Below are 26,657 nucleotides of genomic sequence, written 5' to 3' on the forward strand. Positions count from 1 at the left end.
CAGAATCTGCCGAATGCGCTTCGGCATCCTGGGACCCCTCGAGATCCGCACCACGGACGGCAGCCCCCTGGACCCCGGCGGCCCCCGCCCCCGCGCGCTGCTCACCCTGCTCCTCCTGGATGCCGGCCGGACCGTCTCCACGGAGCGGCTGACCGACGGTCTGTACGGTGGCGAGCCGCCGGCCGGAGCCGCCAACGCCCTCCAGTCCCAGGTCTCCCGGCTGCGCAGGCGGCTCGGTCCTGACGCAGGGATCGAGGCCGACCCCACCGGCTACCGCATCGCCGTCTCCCCCGACGCCGTCGACGCGCACCGCTTCGAGCGGCTGGCCCGCGACGGAGCCGCGGCCCTCGCCCAGGGCGATCACTCGCGGGCCGAGGCCGTACTCCGGGAGGCGCTCGCCCTGTGGCGCGGCCCGGCCCTGGCCGACCTCCCCAGCGCGCGCGCCCAGGTGACCCGTCTCGAAGAGCTGAGGCTCACCGCCGTACAGGACCGAGTCGACGCGGACCTCGTGCTCGGCGGCGGCCCCGCACTCGTACCGGAGCTGCGCGGACTGCTCGACGCGCATCCGCTGAGCGAGCGGCTGTACGGACAGCTGATGCGGGCCCTGCACGCGAGCGGCCGGGCCGCTGAGGCGCTGACGGTGTACGAGGAGGCGCGGCGCACCCTGGCCGAGGAGCTGGGCACCGACCCCTCGTCCGACCTGTCCGCCCTCCACCTGGAACTGCTCCAGGACACGGGCCCCGCCCACCGGCGGCTCCCCGCCCAGCTGACCCGCTTCATCGGACGCGACGGCGAACTCGCGCGCATCGGCGCCCTGCTCGCCCGCGAGCGCCTGATCACACTCACCGGGCCGGGCGGAGCGGGCAAGACCCGTCTGGCGATCGAGCTCGCGCATGCGAACGCGGACGCGCACGTCGACGCACATAGTCGCGTAAGCGCTTACGCAAACGTTTACGCACACGCTTACGCGAACGTTTGCCTGGTCGAGCTCGCCCCTCTCACCGACCCCTCCCAGCTCCCCTACGCCCTGCTCACCGCCCTCGGTCTGCGCGAAGGTTTCCGCACCCCCTCGGGGGACACCACCGACCGGCTCCTCACCGCCCTGGAGGACCGCGAGCTGCTGCTCGTCCTGGACAACTGCGAGCATCTCGTCGAGGACGTGGCACGGATCGCCGGCCTGCTCCTGGGCGCCTGCCCGGGTGTGCGGATCCTCGCCACGAGCCGCGAGTCGCTGGGGATCACCGGCGAGGTGCTGTGCCCGGTGCCGCCGCTGTCGGCGGAGCCGGCCGCGCGGCTCTTCCTGGACCGGGCGGCCGCGGTGCGCCCCGGTTTCGCGGGGCACGCGCGTGTGCCGGACATCTGCGCCGCCCTGGACGGGCTGCCGCTGGCGATCGAGCTGGCGGCGGCGCGGCTGCGGACGCTGACTCCGGACGAACTGGCCGACCGCCTCACCGAGCATGTCGAGGACGACCGCTTCCGGCTGCTGTCCCGGGGCGACCGCACCAAGACACCCCGGCATCGCACCCTTCGTGGCATCGTGGAGTGGAGCTGGGAGCTGCTGGACGAGGAGGAGCGGGAGCTGGCACGACGGCTGACCGTGTTCTCCGGGGGCGCGACGGTCGAGGCGGTCGAGGCGGTGTGCGGGACGCCGTGTCCCGAGGACCTGCTGGCCTCGCTGGCGGAGAAGTCGTTCCTGGAGGTCACCGAGGGGCGCTATCGGATGCTGCAGACCATCCGCGCGTTCGCCGCCGAGCACCTCGTGCGCGCAAGCGAGCAGGAACGCCTGCGGGACGCCCACGCCGCGTACTTCCTGCGGCTGGCCGAGCGGGCGGAGCCGTTCCTGCGCGGCGGCGACCAGCTGCCCTGGCTGGACCGGCTGACCGCCGAGCACGGCAACCTGGACGCGGCGCTGCGCCGTCTCGTGCGCGCCGATCGCGCGAACGCCCTGCGGCTGATGGCCGGGCTCTCCTGGTTCTGGCGGCTGCGCGGCCTCCACGGCGGGCAGGTGTCCTCGGCTCGGGAGCTGCTCGCGGCCGTGGGCGCCGAACCGCCGGCCGGTCTCACCGAGGAGTACGTCCTGTGCCTGCTCAACGCGGTCTCCGGGGAGGGCGACGGCCCGGCCGATCAGGAACGTCTGGATCACGTGGAAGCCCTGCTGGCCGGACTGCCCGGCCCTCTGCGGCTGCCCTTCGCCGTGGTGCTGTGGTCGGTGTCGGGCGGGCCTCGGCCCCACGCCAACGACCGGGTGCGGGCACAGGTCGGGAACAACACGTGGGGCCGGGCGCTTCTTGATCTCGGCCTAGGCTTCCAGGAGCAGTTCGCGGGGCGTCCGACGGCGTCCGAGGAGTCGTTCGCACAGGCCTTGAGGGGTTTTCGCACGACCGGGGACCGCTGGGGCATGGCGAACTGTCTCGACCCGCTGGGTATGTTCGCCGACTCGCGCGGGGAACACCGGCGCGCACTCGAACTGCTCGACGAAGGGCTTTCGCACATCAGGGAGTTGGCCGCCCCCGAGGAGACCTCGGACCTCCTGCGCGCCCGTGCGACCGTGCTGCTGCACCAGGGGGAACTGGCCGCGGCGAAGGAGCACTTCAGCCAGGCGCTGACCCTTGCCCGCACCGTGGGCCTCGCCGACAAGGTGGCGGGTGCCCTGCGGGGCCTGGGCGACGCCGCTCGGCTCGCGGGAGACACCCGCCACGCGCGTGTGCACTACGAGAGCGCCCTGGAGTCCTGCGCGGCCAACTGGTTCAGCGTCGGCGAGACCGTGCGCATCCTCATCGGTCTGGGCCGCTCGGCCGCCGCGGAGGGGCGCCTCGACGAGGCTCGCGACTACGCCCGCCAGGCCACCGACCTCGCCGTCGAGAGTCCCTGCGTGCTGGAACTCGCCGAGTCCGCGGAGGCGTTGGCGTTCCTCGCCGGCTCCCCCGAGCGCGCCGCCGTCCTGCTGGGCGCCGCCGTCGGTCTGCGCGGGGCCGCGCCGCTGGGCGACCCCGAAGCCGTACGCATCGAGCGGAACATCCGCGAAAAGCTGCCCCCCGAAGCGTACGAAAAGGCCTTTGAGCAGGGGCGCGCCCTCGGGGCGGCGGCACTCACCGACGGCTCTCACCACAGTCAGGAGCCGCGCTGACCAACGGCCGGGAACACGGTCAGCGAACGGTAGGAGCACGGTCAGCGCCTCCCGCGAAGCTCCTGGCCATGACAACGAACACGACACAGAACATGGCGGACGACCCGGCGCGAAAGCTCGCCCACCTTCACGTCCTCGTCTCCGGCGCCAGCGTCGCGGGCCCCGCCGTCGCCCTCAACCTGATCCGGTACGGCGCCCGCGTCACCGTCGTCGAGAAGGCACCCGACCTGCGCGCCGGCGGATTCGCGGTCGACTTCCGGGGGCACGTCCACCGGACCGTCCTGACCGCCATGGGCATCTGGGACGAGATCCACGCCCATCAGACCCACATGGGCCGGCAGACCGTCGTCGACGCCGACGGCACCCCGCGCGTGGACCTGCCGCCCGAGCTGATGAGCGGCGACGTGGAGATCTTCCGCGGCGAGCTGGCGCGGATCATGTACGAACGCACCAAGGACAAGGTGGAGTACGTCTTCGGGGACTCGATCGCCACCCTCGTCGAGACCCCGGAAGGCATCGACGTGACCTTCGAGCGCGGCGCCCCGCGTCGCTTCGACCTCGTCGTGGGCGCCGACGGACTGCACTCCCTCACCCGGCGCCTCGTCTTCGGTGAGGAGTCCCGCTACCTGCGCTTCCTCGACCACTACGTGGCGGCCTTCGGAGTCCCCAACGACCTGGGCCTCGACCGCACCGGGCAGCTGTACAGCGAACCGGGACGGGCGGTGGTCGTCGGCAACTACGACGGCGATCCGGACCGGGCGGGCGCGCTGCTCGTCTTCCGGTCCGAGGAGCTGGAGTTCGACCGCCGTGACGTGGCCGCGCAGAAGCGGATCCTGGCGGAGCGGTTCGCGGGGATGGGCTGGCAGACCCCGGGGATCCTCAAGGCTCTGGAGCGGGCCGACGACCTGTACTTCGACGCGATCGCCCAGATCCATGTCGACCGGCTCACCCAGGGCCGCGTGGTGCTGCTCGGGGACGCCGGATACGGGGCCACGATGGGCGGCATGGGCACCGGGGTGGCGATCGTCGGGGCGTACGTCCTGGCCGGCGAGCTGGCCCTCGCGGGCGGCGACCACCGCACCGCCTTCGCCGAGTACGAGACCCGCGTACGGGACTTCGCCAAGGGCTGCCAGAAGATCTCGGGCAACGCGGGGCCGTTCTTCGCGCCGCCGACCGAACGGCGCATCCGCAGCCGGGACCGCGCGTACCGGCTGCTCAGCTCCCGCCTCCTGGCAGGCTTCTTCAAGAAGCTCACCGAGAAGGCGGCCACCGGCATCAAACTCCGCGCATACCCCGCCTGACGGGGTGGGCGGCTACGACTCGATGTCGCCGAAGTGGTCCCAGCCGCCCTTGCTGGTCCAGGGCGCTCCGTCCACCGTGACCTGGGGCAGCGCCGAGGGGTTGAGGACCTCGCCGATCACCTTCCAGCGCGCGGGCAGCTTCACGTCCGGCGGGAAGGCCGCAACGATCGCGTGGTCCTCCCCGCCGGTCAGCACCCACTGGATGGGGTCGACGCCGACGGCCTGGCCGATGTCGTTCATCTGGGAGGGGATGTCGATCGCGCCCGAACGGATGTCGATGCGCACCTTGCTCGCCTCGGCGATGTGCCCCAGGTCGGCGATCAGCCCGTCACTCACGTCGCACATCGCCGTCGCACCGAGCCCGGCGGCGGCGGGACCCGCGTGGTACGGCGGCTCGGGGCGGCGGTGGGCCTCGACGAAGGCGCGCGGTGAGCGGAAGCCCCGGGAGAGCACCGCGTGCCCGGCCGCGGACCAGCCCAGCCAGCCCGTCACGGCGATCACGTCACCGGGCTGGGCGCCGCCCCGGGTGACCGGTTCGTGGTTGCGCAGATCGCCGAGCGCGGTGATCGAGATCATGATGGTGTCGCCGCGTACGACATCGCCGCCGACCACGGACGCGCCCGCGACCTGGCACTCGTCGCGCAGCCCGTCCATCATCTCGGAGGGCCAGGTGGCCGGGAGTTCGGCCGGGACGACCAGGCCGAGCAGCAGCGCGGTCGGTACGGCGCCCATCGCGGCGATGTCCGCGAGGTTCTGTGCGGCCGCCTTGCGCCCGACGTCGTACGCCGTGGACCAGTCGCGGCGGAAGTGCCGCCCCTCCAGAAGGATGTCGGTGCTCGCCACCACCCTGCGGTCGGGCGCTGCCACCACCGCGGCGTCGTCGCCGGGGCCGACCCGGACCGCCGGGGTGGTGGTGAGACGCGAAGTGAGCTCCTTGATGAGCCCGAACTCCCCCAACTCGCCCACGGTGCCCTTCATGATCGTACTGCTCCCTCTGCCGCTACCCGTGCCCGGTAGCGAGCCGTCTCTGTACTCGGTACGGTCGAGTTGACCGTCAACTTGTGCAGTCCGTGCACCCCGGCGCGCAAGCCCCAGCCACCGCGGGTCTCCCCGTGGCGAGCGGCGACGCGATACCGTGGCGTTCCTTTTCCCCACATGATCCTCGTGGCCGCCCTGGAGGTTCCGTGGTACAGGCGTACATCCTGATCCAGACGGAGGTCGGCAAATCGTCGACCGTCGCCGAAACGATCAGCAAGATCCCGGGGGTGATCCAGGCCGAGGACGTGACAGGACCGTACGACGTGATCGTGCGCGCCCAGGCCGACACGGTCGACGAACTCGGCCGCATGGTGGTCGCGAAAGTCCAGCAAGTGGACGGCATCACCCGTACCTTGACCTGCCCGGTGGTGCACCTCTAGCCCCCGTCTACCCTTGGCCGGTGAACTTCTCTTGTCACCGGCACACCGCTCTCTTCGGGCTGCCTGCTCTCGCTCTGTTGATGGCCGCCACGGGCTGCTCCTCAGCAGACGACGGCGCATCGGCCGTGGTTCCCAGCCCGGACGCGAAGGTCACCGAGCTGTGCCAGAACCTGGACAAGGTGCTGCCGAAGAAGATCGACGGCCTCGACCGGAACGATCCCGAGCCCCGGTCCGCGCTGACCGCGGGCTGGGGAAGCCCGGCGATCATACTGCGCTGCGGCGTCGAACGGCCCGCGAAGATGAGCGATGAGAACGCGCTCAGCGGCGAGGTGAACGGTGTCGGCTGGCTCATGGAGAACCAGGGCGACGGGTCGTACCGCTTCACCTCGGGTCTGCGCCGGGCGTACGTCGAGGTCAGCGTGCCGACGAAGTGGGTCCAACGGGACGGGTCGGGTTCGCTCGTCGACCTGGCCGCACCCATCAAGAAGGCGATCCCCGAAGGGATCGCCGACTGACGTACACGCGCGCGCCCGGAGGCGCGTGCCCTGGAGCGGAGCCCCGGTGCCGCAGCTCTAGCGCAGCCCCGTCGAGCGGCGCAGCGCCGCCTGGATCAGGCGGTCCACCAGCTCCGGGTAGGCCACGCCGCTCGCCTGCCACATCTGCGGGTACATGGAGATGGGCGTGAAGCCCGGCATGGTGTTGATCTCGTTGATCACGAACTCGCCGTCCTCGGTGAGGAAGAAGTCCGCGCGCACCAGGCCCTCGCAGGAGGCGGCCTCGAACGCGTCGACCGCGAGCCGCTGGACCTCCGCGGTCTGCTCGGGGGTCAGCGGGGCGGGCACGAGGCCGGGCGTCGAGTCGATGTACTTCGCCTCGAAGTCGTAGTACGCGTGCGACTGCACGGGCGGGATCTCGGCGGGCACGCTCGCGCGCGGACCGTCCTCGAACTCCAGAACCCCGCACTCGATCTCGCGGCCACGCAGCAACGCCTCCACGATGATCTTCGGGTCGTGGCGCTGCGCCTCCTCGATCGCCTCGTCGAGGCCTTCGAGGGAGTCGACCTTGGTGATGCCGATCGATGAGCCCGCGCGCGCGGGCTTGATGAACAGCGGCCAGCCGTGCTCCCCCGCGAAGTCGATGATCTTCTTGCGGGCGGCGGACTCGTCGCGCTGCCACTCGCGGGGCCGGATCACCTCGTACGGGCCGACGGGCAGCCCGAAGGAGGTGAACACCCGCTTCATGTACTCCTTGTCCTGGCCGACGGCCGAGGCGAGCACGCCCGCACCGACGTACGGGACTCCGGAGAGCTCCAGGAGGCCCTGGAGGGTGCCGTCCTCGCCGTAGGGGCCGTGCAGCATGGGGAAGACGACGTCGACCTCGCCCAGCGCCTTGGGGACCGATCCGGGCTCGCTGTAGACGACTTCGCGGTTGGCCGGATCGACGGGGAGGATCACGCCGCCCTCGTTCGACTCGGCGAGCTGCTCCACGTCCGGCTGGCGCCGGTCGACGATGGCCATGCGGTCCGGTTCATCGGCGGTGAGCGCCCAACGGCCGTCACGGGTGATGCCGATCGGCAGGACGTCGTACTTCGTCCGGTCGATGGCGCGCAGGACGGCGCCGGCCGTGACCACGGAGATCCCGTGTTCGGAGCTGCGGCCGCCGAAGACAACGGCCACACGCGGCTTGCGAGGCGGCTGCTCAGGGCTCTGGGGGAGGTTCTCGGTGCTCATATCGCGTTGAGAGTACCCGTTGGTACGGCGCTCGGTCAGCGCCCCACGGCGGCCGTTGTCCAACGTCGCACGGGTGGTCGCTCAGCGTCGTACAAGCCGTTGCGGAGCGTTGATTTCCGGCGGCGGCGCGACGTGGATCCTCAGCGGCGCTCGGGCTTGGCGCTGCGCCCCATCAGCTCCTTGACCGCGACGACCGGCGACTTGCCCTCGTGGACGATGCCGACGACCGTCTCGGTGATGGGCATGTCGACGCCGTGCCTGCGGGCCAGATCCAGCACGGACTCACAGGACTTGACGCCCTCGGCCGTCTGCTTGGTGACCGCGATGGTCTCCTGGAGGGTCATGCCCCTGCCGAGGTTGGTGCCGAAGGTGTGGTTGCGCGACAGCGGCGAGGAGCAGGTGGCCACCAGGTCGCCCAGGCCCGCGAGTCCGGAGAAGGTCAACGGGTCGGCGCCCATGGCGAGACCGAGGCGGGTGGTCTCGGCGAGTCCGCGTGTGATCAGCGAGCCCTTGGTGTTGTCGCCCAGGCCCATGCCGTCCGCGATGCCGACGGCGAGGCCGATCACGTTCTTGACCGCGCCGCCCAGTTCGCAGCCCACCACGTCGGTGTTGGTGTACGGGCGGAAGTACGGGGCGTGGCAGGCGGCCTGGAGACGCTGGGCGACCACTTCCGAGGTGCAGGCGACCACACCGGCGGCCGGCATCCGGGCGGCGATCTCACGGGCCAGGTTGGGGCCGGTGACCACGGCGATACGGTCGGCGCCGACCTTGGCGACGTCCTCGATCACCTCGCTCATCCGCATCGCGGAACCGAGTTCGACGCCCTTCATGAGAGAGACCAGGACCGTGTCCGGCTCCAGCAGCGGCGTCCACTCGGCGAGGTTCCCGCGCAGGGTCTGCGAGGGCACGGCGAGCACGGTGAAGTCGGCGTCACGCGCGGCCTCGGCGGCGTCGGTCGTCGCCCGCAGGTTCTCGGGAAGTTCGACGCCCGGCAGGTAGTCCGGGTTCGTATGCGTGGAGTTGACCGCCTCGGCGAGCTCGGCGCGCCGCGCGCACAGGGTGACCTCGCACCCCGCGTCGGCGAGCACCATGCCGAAGGCCGTACCCCACGATCCGGTCCCGAAGACGGCCGCCTTGACCGGCTTGCTCACGTGCTCTGCCCCTCTTCCTGCTGTGCCGGTGCCTGCTGGGCCTGTACCCGCTCCTGAGCCCGCTCCTGGGCCCTGGTACGCCTGCGCTGTTCGATCCGCACCTGGCGCGGGTCGTAGGGCGTCTCAGGGGCCTTTTCGCCGCGGATCTGCTCAAGCTGCGCGGTGACGGCGGCCATGATGACCTCGGTGGCCTCCTTCAGGAGGTCCGGGCTCATCTCCCTGTCGTAGAAGCGCGACAGGTCGACCGGGGGGCCCGCGAGAACGTGGTGGGTCTTGCGGGGAAGGAGGTTCGGCTTCTTGGCGTACGGCGGCAGCAGTTCGTTGGCGCCCCACTGGGCGACCGGGATCACCGGGCACTTGGTCTGCAGGGCGACCCGGGCGGCACCGGTCTTGCCGGTCATCGGCCAGCCGTCGGGGTCACGGGTGAGGGTGCCCTCGGGGTAGAACGCGACGCACTCGCCGCGCTCCACGGCGTCGATCGCGGCCCGGAACGCGCTCAGCGCGTCGGTGCTCTCGCGGTAGACGGGGATCTGTCCGGTGCCGCGCATCGCGGCCCCCACGAATCCCTTCCTGAAAAGCCCGGCCTTGGCCAGGAAACGCGGAACACGCCCGGTGTTGTACTGATAGTGGGCATACGCGAACGGGTCCACATGCGAATTGTGGTTCACCGCCGTGATAAATCCGCCCTCAGCCGGAATGTTCTCCATTCCGCGCCAGTCCCGCTTGATCAGAACCACCAGTGGCGGTTTACAGAGAACCGCTGCGAAGCGGTACCAGAAGCCGATTCTGCGGCGGGGCACGCGGGCACCTTCCTCTTAGGGCCTGGGGGGCCGCACAAGTGTCACCCCAGGCCGCCGGTCTGTCGAGAACACCGTACGCCCCGACGTCCGGACCGCCACGGGTACCGGGTCACAATGGGCGCGACAAGGGAGGAACGAAGCGCTCGTGCAGTGGACCTTGGTGATCCCCCTCAAAGCCCTGGCGCGGGCCAAGAGCAGGCTCTCTGACACCGCCGCGGACGCGGTGCGCCCCGGACTCGCCCTCGCCTTCGCGCAGGACACCGTGGCGGCCGCGCTGGCCTGCGCGGCGGTCGGCGATGTGGCGGTCGTCACGGACGACGCGCTGGCCGGGCGGGAGCTGGCCGCGCTGGGAGCGTGGATCGTCCCGGACGAGCCGGGCGGCGGTCTCAACGCCGCGCTGGCGCACGGGGCAGCGGCCGTACGCTCCCGGACTCCCGAATGCGCCGTGGCCGCACTGAACGCCGATCTGCCCGCCTTGCGGCCCCTGGAATTGGCTCGGGTACTCGATGCCGCCGCCGAATTCCCGCGCGCTTTTCTCCCCGATGCGGCCACAATCGGCACCACTCTGCTGGCCGCATCCCCCGGCCGCGAATTGCGCCCCGCCTTCGGCACCGATTCCCGAACCCGTCATCGCGCCTCGGGAGCCGCGGAACTCGTTCTCACCGCGGTGGATTCCGTACGCCAGGACGTCGACACCGGGGATGATCTGCGCGCGGCGCTCGCACTGGGAGTGGGCCCACGCACGGCCAGGATGGCGGCGAAACTCCTGATCCCGGGCCAACCGGGCACCTGAACGCCGGTCGCCGAGCGAACCGCCGGCCGCCGCGCGAACCGCCGTTCGCCGACGCCGCGTCCGCCGGGCCCACCAGCGGCGCACACCAGCCCTGGATAGGCTTTCGGCATGCAGGCGACCGCGTACACGTACGACCCCGACACCCGTAGCGGCCAGGTGCTGCTCGACGACGGCACGCCGGTGCCCTTCGACGGCGCCGCGTTCGACGCCGGCGGGCTCAGGCTGCTGCGCCCGGGGCAGCGCGTACGCATCGAGACCGAGGGCGACGGCGAGGCCCGCCGGATCACCCTGGTGACGCTCCAGACCTTCTGAACAGGCCTTCGCCGGACTCTCCGACCAGGCCTTCTCACCGACCAGGTCCCGGACACGCCGCGGGCCGGGCTCCCCGTGGGAGTCCGGCCCGGCGCGTGGGTTCCCTGCGCCCCTGCTTCTAGCGGGCGGTGGTCTTCTTGGCGGTGGTCTTGCGAGCCGTCGACTTCTTGGCGGGGGCCTTCTTGGCGGTCGCCTTCTTCGCCGGGGCCTTCTTGGCCGTCGCCTTCTTGGCGGTCGCCGCGGTCTTCTTGGCGGTCGCCGTCGTCTTCTTGGCGGTCGTCTTCTTGGCCGTCGTCTTCTTCGCGGCGGCGGTGGTCTTCTTGACCGCCGTCTTCTTCGCCGCGGCGGTGGTCTTCTTCGCAGTCGCCTTCTTGGCAGCGGTGGTCTTCTTGGCCGCGGCCTTCTTGACCGTCGCCGCGGCACCCCCGGTCAGGCTACCCTTGGGCGCCTTCTTGACCGCGACCTCGCCACCGCGCGGGAGCTTCTTCGAGCCGCTCACCAGGTCCTTGAAGCCCTGACCCGCGCGGAAGCGCGGCACAGAGGTCTTCTTGACCCGAACACGCTCACCCGTCTGCGGGTTACGGGCGTAACGAGCCGGACGGTCGACCTTCTCGAAGGAACCGAAGCCGGTGACCGAGACCCGGTCCCCGCCGACAACTGCACGGACGATCGCGTCCAGTACGGCGTCGACCGCGTCGGCGGCCTGCTGACGCCCGCCGACCTTGTCGGCAATCGCTTCTACGAGCTGCGCCTTGTTCACGTCTTCCCCTTCGGAGACATTGCCCGAACGAATGCGTTCAAGCTTTTTCGCACGTTAGGCAGATATATACCGCAAATCAAACACGAAACGGGCTAATCACCCTTGTGCCGCAACGAACTCGGACTGTCGCGGAGTTCCTCAGCGATCCCCTTCGAGGAATCGACCCTCGTCGAGGTCGGTGGTGAACCGCTCCAGCCGCCTTGTCGCGTCGGCGAGATCGTGCTTGGCCACGGCCGTAATGACCAGCAGCTTCCGGGTCAGCGCCATCCGTACGCCCTCCGGGACTTGCAGTGCGCGCACTCTTGTGTGCGCTTCCTTCAGTTGGGCCGCGACTGCCGCATAGAGCTCGAGTTGGCCGTCGTGTTCCATGCACAGATTGTGCCATCTGGGGCGAGTTGTCGCCTGCCCAGGGGGTAACTGCCGTCCCTGGAGAGGGTCCTGAGCGCCCCGGAGAGCTGCGGCTCCAAGAAGCGCGTACCCAGGCAATCTCCTTTGTAACTAGGGGAGTTGAAGCCCATCGAAGGGGTGCGCGGGGGGCGTCCGGGGGCAGACACAGCTGTACCCCCAACCGTCCACGATTGGGGGTACAGAGGGGTGTTGCGGTGGCTGAAATCAGCCGTGCCTCAGCCGCGAGGCGTCCCGGGCGTCAGACCTGCAGCGTCTTCGGCTTGTACGACGGGCGCTTGGCCTCGTACTCCGCGATGTCGCCCTCGTTCTGGAGGGTGATGGAGATGTCGTCCAGGCCGTTCAGCAGCCGCCAGCGGGCGTTCTCGTCGAGCTCGAAGGCGGCGGTGATGCCCTCGGCGCGCACCTCACGGGCCTCCAGGTCGACCGTGATCTCGGCCTGCGGGTCCTTCTCCGTCAGCTCCTGCAGCGCGTCCACGATCTTCTGCTCCAGAACCACCGTGAGCAGGCCGTTCTTGAGCGAGTTGCCGCGGAAGATGTCCGCGAATCGGGACGAGATGACGGCCTTGAAGCCGTAGTTCTGCAGCGCCCAGACGGCGTGCTCGCGGGAGGAGCCGGTGCCGAAGTCGGGGCCCGCGACCAGGACCGTGGCGCCCGCGCGCTCGGGCTGGTTGAGGATGAAGGACGAGTCCTTGCGCCAGGCCTCGAACAGCCCGTCCTCGAAACCGTCCCTGGTCACCTTCTTGAGCCAGTGGGCGGGGATGATCTGGTCGGTGTCGACGTTGCTGCGGCGCAGCGGAACGGCCCGGCCGGTGTGTGTGGTGAATGCTTCCATGACTTCTCAGACTCCAGCGGGCGTGCGGGCGGCAGACGAGTCGACGAGATCGGCCGGGGAGGCCAGGTGACCGAGTACGGCGGTGGCGGCGGCGACCTGCGGCGACACCAGGTGCGTTCGGCCGCCCTTGCCCTGCCTGCCCTCGAAGTTGCGGTTCGAGGTGGACGCGGAGCGCTCACCGGGGGCCAGCTGGTCGGGGTTCATGCCCAGACACATCGAGCAGCCCGCGTGCCGCCATTCGGCGCCGGCCTCCTTGAAGACCACGTCCAGGCCCTCGGAGACGGCCTGCAGACCGACCCGCGCGGAGCCGGGGACCACCAGCATCCGTACGCCGTCGGCGACTTTGCGGCCCCCGACGATCGCGGCGGCGGCGCGCAGGTCCTCGATGCGACCGTTGGTGCAGGAACCTACGAAGACGGTGTCGACCTTGATGTCGCGCAGCGGCTGTCCGGCGGTCAACCCCATGTACTCCAGGGCCTTTTCGGCGGCCATGCGCTCCGATGCGTCTTCGTACGAAGCCGGGTCGGGGACGGACGCCGAAAGCGGCGCTCCCTGGCCCGGGTTGGTGCCCCAGGTGACGAACGGCGCCAGCGACGGGCCGTCGATGACCACCTCGGCGTCGAAAACCGCGTCCTCGTCCGTCTTCAGGGTCTTCCAGTACGCGACCGCGGCGTCCCACTCCTCGCCCTCGGGGGCGTGCGCACGGCCCTTGAGGTACTCGAAGGTGGTCTCGTCGGGGGCGATCATGCCCGCGCGGGCGCCGGCCTCGATCGACATGTTGCAGATGGTCATCCGGGCTTCCATCGAGAGCTTCTCGATGGCGGAGCCGCGGTACTCCAGGATGTAGCCCTGGCCGCCGCCCGTACCGATCTTGGCGATGATCGCCAGGATCAGGTCCTTGGCGGTGACACCCTCGGGCAGCTCGCCGTCGATCGTGATGGCCATGGTCTTGGGACGGGCCAGCGGCAGCGTCTGGGTGGCCAGCACATGCTCGACCTGCGAGGTGCCGATGCCGAACGCCAGCGCGCCGAAGGCACCGTGCGTGGAGGTGTGGGAGTCGCCACAGACCACGGTGGTACCGGGCTGGGTCAGACCCAGCTGCGGTCCCACCACGTGGACGACGCCCTGCTCGACGTCACCCAGCGAGTGCAGCCGTACACCGAACTCGGCGCAGTTCTTGCGCAGCGTCTCCAGCTGGGCCCGGGAGACCGGGTCCGCGATGGGCTTGTCGATGTCGAGGGTCGGGGTGTTGTGATCCTCGGTGGCGATGGTGAGGTCGAGACGGCGCACGGGACGCCCCGCCTGGCGGAGGCCGTCGAAGGCCTGCGGGCTGGTCACCTCGTGCAGCAGGTGCAGATCGATGAAGAGGAGGTCGGGCTCGCCCTCGGCGCGCCGGACGACATGGTCGTCCCAGACCTTCTCCGCGAGTGTCCTACCCATCGCTTTCCCTCCGGCCGGCCTGTGTGGCGCCGGCCCAACTAGAGATTTCCGGGGCGGCGGCGTCCGTACCCCTCGTCCGGACGCCCTCCACCGGGCCCGTTGGTCCGCGGGCCGCTGTGTCTACAAGGGTGGCGCGTTCCACCGAAAATTGAACTTGCGTTTCACAGAGTGAGACGCGAGTATCGTTGCATGGACAACAGTAGCGGCGTCGGCGTTCTGGACAAGGCAGCCCTTGTCCTGAGCGCTCTGGAGTCCGGTCCGGCCACCCTCGCGGGACTGGTCGCGGCGACCGGACTGGCACGACCCACGGCACATCGCCTCGCCGTGGCACTTGAACACCACCGCATGGTGGCGCGCGACATGCAGGGCCGTTTCATTCTCGGCCCCCGCCTCGCCGAGCTGGCCGCGGCCGCGGGCGAGGACCGTCTCCTCGCGACGGCCGGCCCGGTGCTCACGCATCTGCGCGACGTCACGGGCGAGAGCGCCCAGCTCTACCGCCGCCAGGGCGACATGCGCATCTGCGTCGCCGCGGCCGAGCGCCTGTCCGGCCTTCGGGACACGGTCCCGGTCGGCTCGACGCTCACGATGAAGGCCGGTTCCTCGGCGCAGATCCTGATGGCCTGGGAAGAGCCGGAGCGCCTGCACCGCGGCCTCCAGGGTGCCCGCTTCACCGCCACGGCGCTCTCGGGCGTACGGCGCCGGGGCTGGGCCCAGTCGATCGGCGAGCGCGAGCCGGGCGTCGCGTCGGTCTCCGCGCCCGTACGGGGCCCCTCGAACCGTGTGGTGGCCGCCGTCTCGGTCTCCGGCCCGATCGAGCGCCTGACCCGGCACCCGGGCCGTATGCACGCCCAGGCGGTCATCGACTCCGCCGCCCGCCTCTCCGAGGCCCTCCGCCGCACGGGCTGAGCCACCCCTCCAGTACGACACCGGGGGACGAGCCGGCCTCAACGCCGCGGCAGGCTCATCCCCCGGACACCTCCCCGCCCCTCCCCGCTCCGCCCTGCCGGGGCGCGGGGAACTGCGCGACCAGCCGCAGCCGGCCCGCACCATCCGATCAACCCGCCGCTCCCCCGGCCTCCGCGCCCTCCTTGGGCGACCGATGAGCGAACCGGTCCGCCGCCCGCCGCCCCCGCTTCTCCACGGGCAACGCCCCGTACGCGGCCGCGAGCCCGAAGGGCGGCATGTCCGCGTAGATCGACTCGTACGACCCCTCCGGCACGACATACGCCTCGCGCCAGATCCCCACGTGCTGGCGCACCTTCCCCGCCCGCTCCTTGCGGTTGATGATCGCCCACACCTTGTGGTGGAACATGTCGGGCGCCGACGCGTACGCGTAGAGCTTCTCCTTGGACTCCCAGTACTGGACGACGTAGTACGTCCGCGGTGACGCCGTCAGCAGCACGCGGCCGAGCAGGCCTCGACCGCCGTCCTTCTCCAGGTCCCGCACCATGCGCAGCATGGCGAAGAACACTGGTACCCACTGGTGCACCGCCCAGAAGTGGTTGACGCGCATGCCGATCAGCAGGACGACCACGTCCCCTTCGGCTGCCGCGGTGGTACGGCCTGCGGCCGCGGGCTTCCCTAACATGTCTTCCCCCTGTTGGTTAGCGGCACTATCCGATGGTGTCTGTTTGGATAGTGGCGCCACCCAAGGAAGGGCGCAAGGGATGCGGCTGTCGGAGTTGAGTGAGCGCAGCGGGGTGTCCATCGCGACGATCAAGTACTACTTGCGCGAAGGGCTGTTGGCACCGGGCCGCCGCGTCAGTGCGACGACGGCCGAGTACGACGAGAGCCATCTGCGCAGGCTGCGGCTGGTGCGAGCGCTGATCCAGGCGGGGCGGGTCCCCGTGGCCACGGCCAAGGAGATCCTCGGGCATGTCGACGACGAGTCCCTGGGCCGGACGATCCGGCTGGGCGCTGCCCTGTGGGCGCTGCCGCAGGAGCCCGAGCCGGACGAGCGGGACCCGGCCGTCCGTTCCGCGCGCCGCGAGGTGGACCGGCTCCTGGAGTCGCTGGGCTGGGAGACCGCCCGGGAACTGGGCACCCTCTCCCCCGTGCACCGTTCCCTGGTGTCGGCGGTGGCCACGCTGATCCGGCTCGGCTATGCCTGGGACGCCGAACTCATGGCACCGTACGCACGGTTGATGCACCAGGCGGCCGTCCGCGACCTGGACTTCCTGGAGAAGCACCCCTCGGAGGAGGAGAAGGTCGAGACGGCGGTCGCGGCGGCGATTCTCTTCGAACCGGTCCTCAAAGCGCTGCACCGGCTGGCCCAGGAGGAGGAGTCGGCCCGGCGCTACGGCATCGAGTGACGCGTACGCCGTCCGGGGCGGCGGCGCCCAGGACGGCGGAGTCCGTGAACCCAAGGGGCGGGGCCGCCGGCACCGGAACCCGGAAACGCCGATGGACCCCCACCGAAGTGGAGGTCCATCGGACTTCACGTACCCCCGACCGGATTCGAACCGGCGCTACCGCCTTGAGAGGGCGGCGTGCTAGGCCGCTACACAACGGGGGCAAGGACCACAAGTGATCCAGCTGGGCTACCAGGACTCGAACCTAGAACAACGGAACCAGAAACCGTCGTGTTGCCAATTACACCATAGCCCAACGGTGGTCTAGACCACCGAGTACCCCCGACCGGATTCGAACCGGCGCTACCGCCTTGAGAGGGCGGCGTGCTAGGCCGCTACACAACGGGGGCCCTAGCGATCCTGCATGAGAGACAGCGGGTACGACCCTAACTGCCTTCCTGGGAAGGATCTGTACCCCCGACCGGATTCGAACCGGCGCTACTGCCGTGAGAGGGCAGCGTGCTAGGCCGCTACACAACGGGGGCGTTGCGGAGCTGGTCTCCGCATGTGCAGATAAGCTCTGCGAGCTGGCCTACCAGGACTCGAACCTAGACTAACGGAACCAGAAACCGTCGTGCTGCCAATTACACCATAGGCCACTGAAACTCAATCCCCTGTGGGGATCTTGTTTTAGCTTGCGCCTCCGGTTCCGGACCTTTCGGCCCGCTCTCCGGCGGCGCAGGAGGAACATTACCTGAAGGTGGACGGCGCTCCAAAACGGGTATCGGCGCCGACGATCGCGGGGAGTTCGGCCAGCGAGGCGATCCGGTGCGGGCCGACGGACGCGTCGACGGGCGTGTCGCCGGGCGTGTCGCCGACCGCCCGGTCGCCGTCGCGATCGAGCCAGACCGACAGCAGACCGGCGTCCGCGGCTCCCCGCCCGTCGATCTCCGGGTGGTCGCCGACGTACGCGACCTGTCGCGGGGCCAGTTCCAGGGCCTCGCAGGCCGCGTGGAAAGCCTGGGCGTCCGGCTTGGAGACGCCGAGCTCGGCGGCGCACAGGACGGCCTCGAAGCGCTCACGCACGCCGAGGACGCGCAGCTTGCGGTCCTGGACGGTGAGGCTCGAGTTCGACAGCACCCCGTGCCGGTGGCTGGCGGCCAGGGTGTCCAGGACGGGCAGGACGTCCGGGAAGAGGGCCCAGGCTGCCTCGTAGTGCGTGAGATACCGCTGGAACCAGGCGTCGGCCTCGGTGTCCGTCAGCGTCTCGCCCAGGAAGACCCGGACGCGGTCCCGGCGCTGCCCCTCGAAGGAGGTCTGCCCCGCCGAGAAGCGCGCCCACTGCCGCTCGGTGATCTCCCGCCACTGCGCGAGGGCCTGCTCGACGGACTCGTACCCGTCGAGCAGGCCCTCGGCCACCAGGTGACCGTGCATACCGGTGCGGTCGGCGGTGGTGTAGTCGAAGAGGGTGTCGTCCACGTCCCAGATCACGGCCCTGATGGTCATGGCTCGACGGTAACCCGGAGAGTGGTTCCCATGTCGGCCGGTTGACGCTTGTCGCGCCGGTGACGAGGGACACTCCCTCGAACGCCGCCCCACGGGCGGGAGTTGGGCCGGGCGCGGCGCCACGGCACACGACGAGGGGGCGGCGTCCGAAAACGGACGCCGCCCCCTTGTCGTACGACGTGCGGCTACAGCTTCGCCAGCGCCGCGTCGATGCGGGGCAGGGCCTTCTCCTTGCCCAGGATCTGCAGGGACTCGAAGAGCGGCAGGCCGACCGTGCGGCCAGTGACGGCTACGCGCACCGGCGCCTGGGCCTTGCCGAGCTTGAGGCCGTGCTCCTCACCGGCGGCCAGGACGGCCTCCTTGAGGGACTCCGGTGACGACCAGTCGGCCGCGTCCAGCTTCTCGCGGGCCGTGCGGAGCAGGGCGTCGCTGCCCTCCTTCATGGCCTTCGTCCAGGAGGCCTCGTCGAAGACCGGCTCCGGCAGGAACAGGAAGTCGACGTTGTCGGTGATCTCCGAGAGGACCTTCAGGCGAGACTGCGCGTACGGGGCGATCACCTGCCACTTCGCCTCGTCGAAGTCCTCCGGCGCCCAGGGGGCGAAGGGTGCCTTCAGCCAGGGGGCGCAGCGCTCGGTGAAGTCCTTCACATCGAGCAGGCGGATGTGGTCGGCGTTGATCGCCTCGCACTTCTTGAGGTCGAAGCGCGCCGGGTTCGGGTTCACGTCCGTGACGTCGAAGGCGGCGACCATCTCGCCGATGGTGAAGATGTCGCGGTCCGCCGAGAGCGACCAGCCGAGCAGGGAGAGGTAGTTCAGCAGGCCCTCGGGGAGGAAACCGCGCTCCCTGTAGAGGTTGAGCGAGGACTCCGGGTCGCGCTTGGAGAGCTTCTTGTTGCCCTCGCCCATGACGTACGGCAGGTGGCCGAAGGCGGGGGTCTCCTTGGCGATGCCCAGCTCGATCAGCGCCTTGTAGAGGGCGATCTGCCGCGGGGTGGAGGAGAGCAGGTCCTCGCCGCGCAGGACGTGGGTGATCTCCATCAGGGCGTCGTCGACCGGGTTGACCAGGGTGTAGAGCGGTGCGCCGTTCGCCCGGACGATGCCGTAGTCCGGGACGTTCTCCGGGAGGTAGGTGATCTCGCCGCGGACCAGGTCGTCGAAGGTGATCGCCTCGTCGGGCATCCGGAAGCGGACGATGGGCGTGCGGCCCTCGGCCACGTAGGCGGCCTTCTGCTCGTCGGTCAGGTCGCGGCAGTGGCCGTCGTAGCCGGAGGGCTTGCCGGCGGCGCGGGCGGCCTCGCGGCGGACGTCCAGCTCCTCGGTCGAGCAGTAGCAGTGGTACGCGTGGCCGGCGTCCTGGAGCTGCTGCGCGATGCCCTTGTAGATGTCCATGCGCTGCGACTGGCGGTACGGCGCGTGCGGGCCGCCGACCTCCGGGCCCTCGTCCCAGTCGAAGCCCAGCCAGCGCATCGAGTCGAGCAGCTGGTTGTACGACTCCTCGGAGTCGCGGGCCGCGTCGGTGTCCTCGATGCGGAAGACCAGAGTGCCTTCGTGATGCCGGGCGAACGCCCAGTTGAACAGGGCGGTGCGGACCAGGCCCACGTGGGGGTTGCCGGTCGGGGACGGACAGAAACGTACGCGGACGTTCGCGTTAGCCACGCTTGATCACCTTGTTGGTGAGAGTGCCGATGCCTTCGATGGTGACGGCGACCTCGTCGCCGACGTTCAGGGGGCCGACCCCAGCCGGGGTGCCGGTGAGGATCACGTCGCCGGGGAGCAGCGTCATGGCCTCGGTGATGTTGACGATCAGATCCTCGATGGAGTGGATCATCTCGCTGGTGCGGCCGAGCTGGCGCTGTTGGCCGTTGACCGTGCACTGGATGGTGATGCCCTCGGCGATCGCGGTGAGGTCGAGGTCCGTCTCCACCCAGGGGCCGAGCGGGCAGGAGTTGTCGAAGCCCTTGGCCCGGGCCCACTGCTTCTCGCGCTTCTGGACGTCACGCGCGGTGACGTCATTGGCGCAGGTGTAGCCGAGGATGACGTCCTTGACGCGCTCGCGCGGGACCTCCCGGCACATCCGGCCGATGACCACGGCGAGCTCGGCCTCGTGGTGCAGCTCGCTGGAGAAGGAGGGGTACTGGATGTCGTCGCCGGGGCCGATCACCGAGGTCGACGGCTTGAAGAAGGCGAACGGGGCGTCGGGCACCTCGTTGCCGAGTTCCTTCGCGTGCTCCGCGTAGTTGCGGCCGAAGGCCACGACCTTGTTGGGGAGCACCGGCGGCAGCAGCCGCACCTTGCTCAGCGGGACCTTCGTACCGGAGAGCTCGAAGTCCGCGAACGGGATGCCCTTGATGATGTCGAGGACGAGCTCGTCCGGCTTGTCGCCCTCGACCGCGCCGAAAGCGACGTTGCCGTCGATGGAGAACCTGGCGATGCGCACGGGATCCTTGCGCCCCTCACTGAGCTGGCTGGAGTCTGACGCTCCAGGCTAACGCGGGGAGGGGGGCGAGCTTCGCGTATATACGCCGGTGGGCCGCGAGCCGGGTGTGCCCGACGGCCGTCGGGCGCGTGCGCCGGCGACTGCCGGCCAGGTGCGCCAGTCGGCTCCCGGCCGCGTCGCCGATGGGCCGCGAGCCGTGGGGGACCGCCGGCCACCGGCGCGGTGAGTCGGTGGCGGTCCGCGTGCGTATTACTCGGCGGCGGCCGTGACCGGGGCTTCCATCAGGATGGTGCGGCGGGGATTGGCGGTCTGGGTGGGGAGGTCGACCGAGTGTTCCGGCTGCTCCGGCGCCTGCAGCGCGTCGGCGTCCTCGAGGTGCGCCAGCGTCGTGCGTCGCGGGTTGGCTATGTTGCGGAACATCATCGTCGTCTTCACTGTTGTATTCGACCTCGTCATGGCGGGCGCCGAGCGGGTTCAAGGACCGCCGGGTCGGCGCAGGTTGTCGGATTTGCCATCCCTGTAAAGCGCCAGGCTAAACATGCAATTCCCTGTCGAAGCCGTGAAGACCTCATGATCGCCGTGTGAGTTTGCTCACTCGCCAGTGGGCAAACCGGTCAATTCAGGCCGCCAACTCGCTCCGGCGAAACGGACATTGGCTCAGTGAACCCAACATTCCGCTCCTGATCATCGCGACTGGGACACCCCTGGTGTGCCAGTAGCTCGTGCGTATACGCCCTTTATGTACGAGATCACTTTCTACGTCTCGTAACGCATCCCTCACAGGGTGTCACGGTGGTCACAGCCTGGTACACGGGCCTTGTTGGAGATCCTGCACTGTGCTGGAATTCCTCGGACCGCCGCGGGATCGAACCGGCGCGCAGAGGGCGCGACTCAGCGCCGAGTGGCGGCGGGAAGGGGAAGCAGCGCCGGTCACTCACGACCACACCTGGGGGCGCATGTGTGCCCCTGAACGACGCCGACACCGTCCCGCCGTTTTCGCGGAGGGGCGCCTGGTCCAGAGGTTGCGACGCTAGTGCAGGGACGTTTCAAGAGGGATGGCAGCGCTCCGGCGGAGCCGGAGGCGCACGGCGGGACCGACCGCGGTTCCTCGCCCCAGCACGCCCAGAACCCGGGACAATCAGAACTCGGCGGCGGTGAGCGCTCCGCGCGCCCCGGCGCGACGGCTCCCGACCAACCACCCACGACGCCGAAGGTCCCCACCGGCCCCGGCTCTCGAATAGCTCTGCGCAACTGGCGCATCTCCACGCGTCTGGTGTCGCTGCTCGCGCTCCCCGTGGTCGCCGCGACCACTCTGGGTGCCCTGCGCATCAACGAGTCGATGGACAACATCCAGCAGCTCGAGAACATGAAGCTGCTGACCGACATGACCCAGCAGGCGACCCAGCTCGCCGCCGCCCTCCAGAAGGAGCGCGACCAGTCGGCCGGTCCTCTCGCGCACGGCGCGAAGGCCAACGACATCACGGTCAAGGGAATGCGCGACGCGACGGACGTCGCCAAGCAGCAGTTCATCGCGGGCACCCAGGAGATCGACACCGCCAGCGCGAACGGACAGCTCACCGGTGTCCGTGACAGCCTCGTGGCCATCGCAGGCGAGCTGAACAAGCTGGGCACCATCCGCAACGGCGCCTACAGCGACCCCAAGAACTCCTCGCAGACGGTCGACGGGTACCACCGCCTCATCACCCAGCTGATCGGCCTCTCCCAGGACATGGCCGAGGCGACCAGCAACCCGGAGATGATCTCGCGCACCCGCGCCCTGTCGGCCTTCTCCTCCGCCAAGGAATACGCCTCCGTCCAGCGCGCCGTCATCGCCGTCGCGCTGCCGGACAACAACACCACCTTCGGCAAGCTCTCCGACAACGACCGGCTGTACGCGAACTCCGCGCAGGACAGCGAGGGCTCCGAGCGCACCAGCTTCGCGAGCATCTACGGCTCCGGGGCAGAAGACCTCACCAAGCCGATCGACCAGGGCAACCCGACCATCCAGTCCGCCGACGAGTACTCCAACCGCGTACTCGGCTCGCGGGACGGTCTGAGCGCCCAGGACAAGCGCTCGTACAGGGACTGGATCGACGACGACACTGCCAAGATCGAGCAGATGTCGAAGATCGAGCTGACGCTGCTCAACGAGATGGAGCAGAAGGCCCGTGAGCTGAAGAACGCCTCCCAGCAGGAGGCGATCATCTCCGGTGCGCTGATCCTGCTGGTCCTCGGCGTCTCGCTGGTCGGCGCCTTCGTCGTGGCCCGCTCCATGATCCGCTCGCTGCGCCGGCTGCAGGACACCGCGACCAAGGTCGCCCAGGACCGCCTGCCCGAGCTGGTCAAGCAGCTCTCCGAGTCCGACCCGCAGGACGTCGACACCTCCGTCGAGTCCGTCGGTGTGCACTCCCGGGACGAGATCGGCCAGGTGGCCGCGGCCTTCGACGACGTGCACCGCGAGGCCGTACGACTGGCCGCCGAGCAGGCCCTCCTGCGAGGCAACGTCAACGCGATGTTCACCAACCTCTCGCGCCGCTCCCAGGGCCTCATCCAGCGTCAGCTCTCGCTCATCTCCGAACTGGAGTCCCGCGAGGCCGACCCGGACCAGCTGTCCTCCCTCTTCAAGCTCGACCACCTCGCGACCCGCATGCGCCGTAACGGTGAGAACCTCCTCGTTCTCGCCGGTGAAGAGCCCGGCCGCCGCTGGACCCGCCCGGTCCCGCTGGTCGACGTGCTCCGCGCCGCCGCCTCCGAGGTGGAGCAGTACGAGCGCATCGAGCTGGCCTCGGTCCCGACGACGCAGGTCGCCGGCCGAGTCGTCAACGACCTCGTGCACCTGCTCGCCGAGCTCCTCGAGAACGCCACGTCGTTCTCCTCCCCGCAGACCAAGGTCAAGGTCACCGGTCACGCGCTGCCCGACGGCCGCGCACTGATCGAGATCCACGACACAGGTATCGGCCTCTCCCCCGAGGACCTGGCCGCGATCAACGAGCGGCTCGCCTCGCCGCCCACCGTGGACGTCTCCGTCTCCCGCCGCATGGGTCTGTTCGTGGTCGGTCGTCTGTCGCAGCGCCACGGCATCCGTATCCAGCTGCGTCCGTCCGACTCCGGTGGCACCACCGCGCTCGTCATGCTCCCCGTCGATGTCGCTCAGGGCGGCAAGAAGGCTCCGGGCAAGCCGGGTCCGGGCGGTTCCGGTGGTCCGGCCGCCGCACAGGCCTCGGCCGGTGTCGCGGCGGCCCGCCGCGGCGGGCAGGGCGGCGCTCCGTCCCTCGGGGCTGGTGCCCCCGCCGGTGGCGGCGGTCTCCTCGGTGCCCCGCCGCAGCGCGGACAGGTCGGCGCCGGTCAGGGTCCGCGGGCCGCGCTCCCCGGCAACAACCAGGGCGCTCGCCCTGGCGGCACGCCGGGTGGCGCGCGTGGACCGCAGGGTCCCGGCAACCAGCAGCAGGGCAGGCCGGCCCCGGCCGGCGCGGGTGCCTTCGGGCAGGGCCCGCAGGGCCAGGGAGCCGCGGGAACCAGCGCCCCCCAGGGCTTCGGTGACGGCCCCGGAACCCGCCAGGGCTTCGACTTCAGTGACAACAGCGGCCCCGCCGCCGCTCCCCCGCAGCAGCCCGCGGGCAACAAGGGCGGCGGCCGCCGCAGGCCGCAGCTGCCGGGACGTGGTGGTCCGCGTGCCGAACTGCCCGGTGGCAGCCCGCAGCAGTCCCGGCCGAGCTGGAGCGACGACAACGCGCAGCCGCCGGTGCCGCGCGCGTCCCTCGACGCCCCGCGCGGTCACGAGGAACCCGACTCCACTTCGCGCATGCCCCGGATCGACGACCGCCAGGACCCGACCGCGACCTCGGAGATGCCGCGGATCGACGACCGCCAGGGTCCCGCAGCCACCTCGGGGTTCCCCCGTCCCGACTTCGACGCCCCGCGCCCCGGCATGAACGTGCCGCAGAACAACGGGCAGAGCAACGGTCAGTTCGTCCGCCCCGACGTGTACGGCTCCTCGGGCACGGCTCCGGCTGCCCCGAGCCCGTCCACCACGGGCCAGTACGCGACCCCGGGCTACGGTGCCTCCCAGGGCCCCTCGTCCACGGGCCAGTTCGCGGCGCCCGGCTACGGTGCCTCTCAGCACCCCTCGTCCACCGGCCAGTTCGCTCGGCCCGGTTACGCCAACGGCCAGGACCCGTCGTCGACCGGCCAGTTCGCGGCGCCCGGCTACGGTGCCTCCCAGGACCCCTCGTCCACGGGCCAGTTCGAACGCCCGGCGCCCCCGCAGCAGCGGCCCACGCGTCCGCAGCAGCCCGAGGCGCTGCCGCCGGCGGCAGGCCCTGGTGACGGACGTACGCCGCTGTACGACACGCTGGAGACCAACTGGTTCCACGGTCAGGCGAACGGCGCCCAGAACGGCTCCGCCAACGGAGTTCACAACGGCTCCCAGAACGGCGGCGTTCACACCAACGGCTCGCAGCCCTCGCAGCAGCCCCACCAGACCCCCACAGCACCACCGCAACGGCCGGCCGCCGCGCCGGCCCCCGCCAACTGGCGCACCTCGCCGAACGACGACCTCGTCCGGCAGGCAGAACGCGTCCGTCAACCGTCGGCGGGCGGGGTCACCACCTCGGGCCTGCCGCGCCGCGTCCCGCGAGCCAACCTCGTCGCGGGCACGGCACAGCAACAACAGCACCAAACTGGTCCGCAGGTCTCCCGTGCGCCTGATGACGTACGCGGTCGGCTGACCAATCTCCGTAGGGGCATTCAGCAGGGTCGACAGGCCGGTACCGGCCAGACCGGCAGCTTCCCCAGCCCCACTCACCAGCAGGAGCGTTAGTTGAGCCCGATGAGCCAGGCGGCACAGAACCTCAACTGGTTGATCACCAACTTCGTGGACAACACCCCCGGGGTGTCCCACACCGTCGTCGTGTCCGCCGACGGGCTCCTTCTGGCAATGTCCGAAGGATTCCCACGCGACCGCGCCGACCAACTCGCGGCCGTCGCCTCCGGGCTGACCTCGCTGACCGCCGGGGCTTCCCGGATCTTCGAGGGCGGCACGGTGGCCCAGACGGTCGTCGAGATGGAACGCGGCTTCCTTTTCCTGATGTCCGTCTCCGACGGCTCGTCCCTGGCGGTCCTCTCCCACCCGGAGTGCGACATCGGCCTTGTCGGCTACGAGATGGCACTGCTCGTCGATCGGGCGGGGGCCGTACTCACACCGGACCTGCGCGCCGAACTCCAGGGAAGTCTGCTCCACTAAAGGGCCCTGGTTCTAGAGACTGCACGAAATCACCGTCCGGCCGCCACAATCCCCCCACCGGCCCCAACAGACGGCACGACTGACCGACCTGCTGTCCCGCCCGGAGGATTCATGACCCCGCCCACCGCCTCTCATGATCCGTACGCACAGCCGTACGCGGACGAGGGCGACCAGCCGCTGGTACGTCCGTACGCGATGACCGGCGGCCGGACCCGGCCGCGGTACCAACTCGCCATCGAGGCGCTGATCAGCACTACGGCCGACCCCACGCAGCTGATGGGGCTGCTCCCGGAGCACCAGCGGATCTGCCACCTGTGCCGTGAGGTCAAGTCGGTGGCCGAGGTGTCGGCCCTCCTGTCCATGCCGCTCGGTGTGGCCAGGATCCTCGTCGCGGACCTCGCGGAGGCCGGACTCGTCGCCATTCACCAGCCTGGCGGCGATGAGAACAACGGCGGCGCGCCGGACGTGACTTTGCTCGAAAGGGTGCTCAGTGGACTTCGCAAGCTCTGACGGAGGTAGGACGACCACCTCCGCGAAGATCGTGGTGGCGGGTGGCTTCGGCGTGGGCAAGACCACGTTCGTCGGCGCCGTCTCGGAGATCAACCCGCTGCGCACCGAGGCCGTCATGACGTCCGCTTCCGCCGGCATCGACGACCTCACACACACCGGAGACAAGACGACGACCACCGTCGCCATGGACTTCGGCCGCATCACCCTGGACCAGGACCTGATCCTGTACCTCTTCGGTACGCCGGGTCAGGACCGCTTCTGGTTCATGTGGGACGACCTGGTCCGCGGCGCCATCGGCGCCGTCGTACTGGTCGACACGCGCCGCCTGGCCGACTGCTTCCCCGCGGTCGACTACTTCGAGAACAGCGGCCTGCCGTTCGTCATCGCCCTCAACGGCTTCGACGGACATCAGCCCTACAACCCCGAAGAGGTGCGCGAGGCGCTCCAGATCGGACCGGACGCCCCGATCATCACGACGGACGCCCGGCACCGTGCAGATGCGAAGAGCGCGCTGATCACGCTGGTCGAACACGCACTCATGGCGCGTCTGCGGTAACACTCAAGTCGACAGCTTCGTAAGACAGTTGTCGTAGGGACATT

25 protein-coding genes and 5 tRNA genes are annotated in these 26,657 nt (G+C 70.1%); 12 read left to right on the forward strand and 18 right to left on the reverse strand.

Translation table 11 applies throughout. From position 1 onward, the window contains the following. Positions 1–13 precede the first annotated feature (13 nt). On the forward strand, positions 14–3,127 hold the full coding sequence (locus OG819_RS04270) for a BTAD domain-containing putative transcriptional regulator (RefSeq protein WP_266648084.1): 3,114 nt from the start codon (positions 14–16) through the stop codon (positions 3,125–3,127). Positions 3,128–3,195: 68 nt separating this feature from the next. Next, positions 3,196–4,428, forward strand: a complete 1,233-nt coding sequence (locus OG819_RS04275; protein WP_266648086.1) for an FAD-dependent monooxygenase — start codon at positions 3,196–3,198, stop codon at positions 4,426–4,428. Positions 4,429–4,440: 12 nt separating this feature from the next. On the opposite strand, the gene OG819_RS04280 is transcribed toward OG819_RS04275, so the two are convergent. Beyond that, positions 4,441–5,406 carry a thiamine-phosphate kinase gene (locus OG819_RS04280; RefSeq protein ID WP_054235392.1) on the reverse strand — a complete coding sequence of 322 codons (966 nt, stop codon included), beginning with the start codon at positions 5,404–5,406 and terminating at the stop codon, positions 4,441–4,443. Between the two features lie 206 nt (positions 5,407–5,612). On the opposite strand from OG819_RS04280, the gene OG819_RS04285 reads away from it, so the two are divergent. Next, positions 5,613–5,846 (forward strand): Lrp/AsnC family transcriptional regulator, encoded by a 234-nt coding sequence (locus OG819_RS04285; RefSeq protein ID WP_059131736.1) that lies wholly within the window; start codon positions 5,613–5,615, stop codon positions 5,844–5,846. 20 nt (positions 5,847–5,866) lie between these two features. Next, positions 5,867–6,361, forward strand: a complete 495-nt coding sequence (locus OG819_RS04290) for a DUF3515 domain-containing protein (RefSeq protein ID WP_266648088.1) — start codon at positions 5,867–5,869, stop codon at positions 6,359–6,361. Between the two features lie 57 nt (positions 6,362–6,418). Here OG819_RS04290 and OG819_RS04295 read toward each other — a convergent pair whose 3' ends face one another. From OG819_RS04295 to OG819_RS04305, 3 genes are all read right to left on the reverse strand, one after another. Then, on the reverse strand, positions 6,419–7,576 hold the full coding sequence (locus tag OG819_RS04295) for a D-alanine--D-alanine ligase family protein (RefSeq protein ID WP_266648090.1): 1,158 nt from the start codon (positions 7,574–7,576) through the stop codon (positions 6,419–6,421). 140 nt (positions 7,577–7,716) lie between these two features. Then, positions 7,717–8,727, reverse strand: coding sequence for an NAD(P)H-dependent glycerol-3-phosphate dehydrogenase (locus OG819_RS04300; protein WP_266648092.1), 1,011 nt, complete (start codon positions 8,725–8,727; stop codon positions 7,717–7,719). After that, positions 8,724–9,527, reverse strand: a complete 804-nt coding sequence (locus tag OG819_RS04305; protein ID WP_266648093.1) for a lysophospholipid acyltransferase family protein — start codon at positions 9,525–9,527, stop codon at positions 8,724–8,726. Before OG819_RS04305 ends, OG819_RS04300 begins: the two co-directional genes overlap by 4 nt. Before the next feature lie 145 nt (positions 9,528–9,672). Here OG819_RS04305 and cofC point away from each other — a divergent pair, with 145 nt between their 5' ends. Together cofC and OG819_RS04315 are read left to right on the forward strand one after the other, a co-directional pair. After that, entirely contained in the window at positions 9,673–10,320 is a 648-nt protein-coding gene (gene cofC / locus OG819_RS04310) for a 2-phospho-L-lactate guanylyltransferase (RefSeq protein WP_266629002.1), read from the forward strand. Positions 10,321–10,428: 108 nt separating this feature from the next. Continuing rightward, entirely contained in the window at positions 10,429–10,632 is a 204-nt protein-coding gene (locus OG819_RS04315) for a hypothetical protein (protein ID WP_054235398.1), read from the forward strand. Between the two features lie 118 nt (positions 10,633–10,750). Here the strand turns inward: OG819_RS04315 and OG819_RS04320 are convergent, their stop codons facing one another. The 4 genes from OG819_RS04320 to leuC all read right to left on the reverse strand — a co-directional run bounded on the left by OG819_RS04320 (position 10,751) and on the right by leuC (position 14,072). Next, positions 10,751–11,392 carry an HU family DNA-binding protein gene (locus OG819_RS04320; RefSeq protein WP_266586099.1) on the reverse strand — a complete coding sequence of 214 codons (642 nt, stop codon included), beginning with the start codon at positions 11,390–11,392 and terminating at the stop codon, positions 10,751–10,753. Positions 11,393–11,530: 138 nt separating this feature from the next. Beyond that, complete coding sequence (locus OG819_RS04325; RefSeq protein WP_054235400.1) at positions 11,531–11,761, reverse strand: hypothetical protein; 231 nt, start codon at positions 11,759–11,761, stop codon at positions 11,531–11,533. Positions 11,762–12,038: 277 nt separating this feature from the next. Then, entirely contained in the window at positions 12,039–12,632 is a 594-nt protein-coding gene (gene leuD, locus OG819_RS04330) for a 3-isopropylmalate dehydratase small subunit (RefSeq protein WP_266628999.1), read from the reverse strand. 6 nt (positions 12,633–12,638) lie between these two features. After that, positions 12,639–14,072 (reverse strand): 3-isopropylmalate dehydratase large subunit, encoded by a 1,434-nt coding sequence (gene leuC / locus OG819_RS04335; protein ID WP_266628997.1) that lies wholly within the window; start codon positions 14,070–14,072, stop codon positions 12,639–12,641. Between the two features lie 189 nt (positions 14,073–14,261). Here leuC and ndgR point away from each other — a divergent pair, with 189 nt between their 5' ends. After that, positions 14,262–14,978 carry an IclR family transcriptional regulator NdgR gene (gene ndgR, locus OG819_RS04340; protein ID WP_075031172.1) on the forward strand — a complete coding sequence of 239 codons (717 nt, stop codon included), beginning with the start codon at positions 14,262–14,264 and terminating at the stop codon, positions 14,976–14,978. A 148-nt stretch (positions 14,979–15,126) separates the two neighbouring features. Here the strand turns inward: ndgR and OG819_RS04345 are convergent, their stop codons facing one another. After that, positions 15,127–15,660, reverse strand: a complete 534-nt coding sequence (locus OG819_RS04345) for a DUF4188 domain-containing protein (RefSeq protein ID WP_266648096.1) — start codon at positions 15,658–15,660, stop codon at positions 15,127–15,129. Positions 15,661–15,739: 79 nt separating this feature from the next. On the opposite strand from OG819_RS04345, the gene OG819_RS04350 reads away from it, so the two are divergent. After that, positions 15,740–16,384, forward strand: coding sequence for a MerR family transcriptional regulator (locus tag OG819_RS04350; RefSeq protein ID WP_266648098.1), 645 nt, complete (start codon positions 15,740–15,742; stop codon positions 16,382–16,384). 130 nt (positions 16,385–16,514) lie between these two features. Here the strand turns inward: OG819_RS04350 and OG819_RS04355 are convergent. The 9 genes from OG819_RS04355 to OG819_RS04395 form a co-directional block, all read right to left on the reverse strand. Then, positions 16,515–16,587 (reverse strand) — tRNA-Glu (locus tag OG819_RS04355). Between the two features lie 20 nt (positions 16,588–16,607). Continuing rightward, positions 16,608–16,679 (reverse strand) — tRNA-Gln (locus OG819_RS04360). 21 nt (positions 16,680–16,700) lie between these two features. Then, positions 16,701–16,773: transfer RNA gene (locus tag OG819_RS04365), tRNA-Glu, on the reverse strand. Between the two features lie 62 nt (positions 16,774–16,835). Further along, positions 16,836–16,908 (reverse strand) — tRNA-Glu (locus OG819_RS04370). 42 nt (positions 16,909–16,950) lie between these two features. Then, positions 16,951–17,022: transfer RNA gene (locus OG819_RS04375), tRNA-Gln, on the reverse strand. Between the two features lie 91 nt (positions 17,023–17,113). Then, on the reverse strand, positions 17,114–17,869 hold the full coding sequence (locus OG819_RS04380; RefSeq protein WP_266628991.1) for an HAD family hydrolase: 756 nt from the start codon (positions 17,867–17,869) through the stop codon (positions 17,114–17,116). Positions 17,870–18,054: 185 nt separating this feature from the next. After that, positions 18,055–19,524, reverse strand: a complete 1,470-nt coding sequence (gene gltX / locus OG819_RS04385; protein WP_266648099.1) for a glutamate--tRNA ligase — start codon at positions 19,522–19,524, stop codon at positions 18,055–18,057. Further along, positions 19,517–20,305: a fumarylacetoacetate hydrolase family protein gene (locus OG819_RS04390; protein WP_266430993.1), complete on the reverse strand. Its 789-nt coding sequence runs from the start codon at positions 20,303–20,305 to the stop codon at positions 19,517–19,519. Before OG819_RS04390 ends, gltX begins: the two co-directional genes overlap by 8 nt. 249 nt (positions 20,306–20,554) lie before the next feature. Continuing rightward, a complete protein-coding gene (locus OG819_RS04395; RefSeq protein WP_266648101.1) occupies positions 20,555–20,740 on the reverse strand; it encodes a hypothetical protein in 186 nt (61 codons plus the stop codon). Between the two features lie 598 nt (positions 20,741–21,338). Here OG819_RS04395 and OG819_RS04400 point away from each other — a divergent pair. From OG819_RS04400 to OG819_RS04415, 4 genes are all read left to right on the forward strand, one after another. Beyond that, complete coding sequence (locus OG819_RS04400; RefSeq protein WP_266648103.1) at positions 21,339–25,124, forward strand: sensor histidine kinase; 3,786 nt, start codon at positions 21,339–21,341, stop codon at positions 25,122–25,124. A gap of 9 nt (positions 25,125–25,133) precedes the next feature. Continuing rightward, a complete protein-coding gene (locus OG819_RS04405) occupies positions 25,134–25,547 on the forward strand; it encodes a roadblock/LC7 domain-containing protein (RefSeq protein WP_010984127.1) in 414 nt (137 codons plus the stop codon). 111 nt (positions 25,548–25,658) lie between these two features. Then, a complete protein-coding gene (locus tag OG819_RS04410; protein ID WP_266648104.1) occupies positions 25,659–26,057 on the forward strand; it encodes a DUF742 domain-containing protein in 399 nt (132 codons plus the stop codon). Further along, positions 26,038–26,613, forward strand: coding sequence for an ATP/GTP-binding protein (locus OG819_RS04415; protein ID WP_054235412.1), 576 nt, complete (start codon positions 26,038–26,040; stop codon positions 26,611–26,613). Before OG819_RS04410 ends, OG819_RS04415 begins: the two co-directional genes overlap by 20 nt. Positions 26,614–26,657 lie beyond the last annotated feature (44 nt).

Origin of the sequence: Streptomyces sp. NBC_01549, from assembly GCF_026339955.1 — a bacterium.
Lineage (GTDB): Bacteria > Actinomycetota > Actinomycetes > Streptomycetales > Streptomycetaceae > Streptomyces.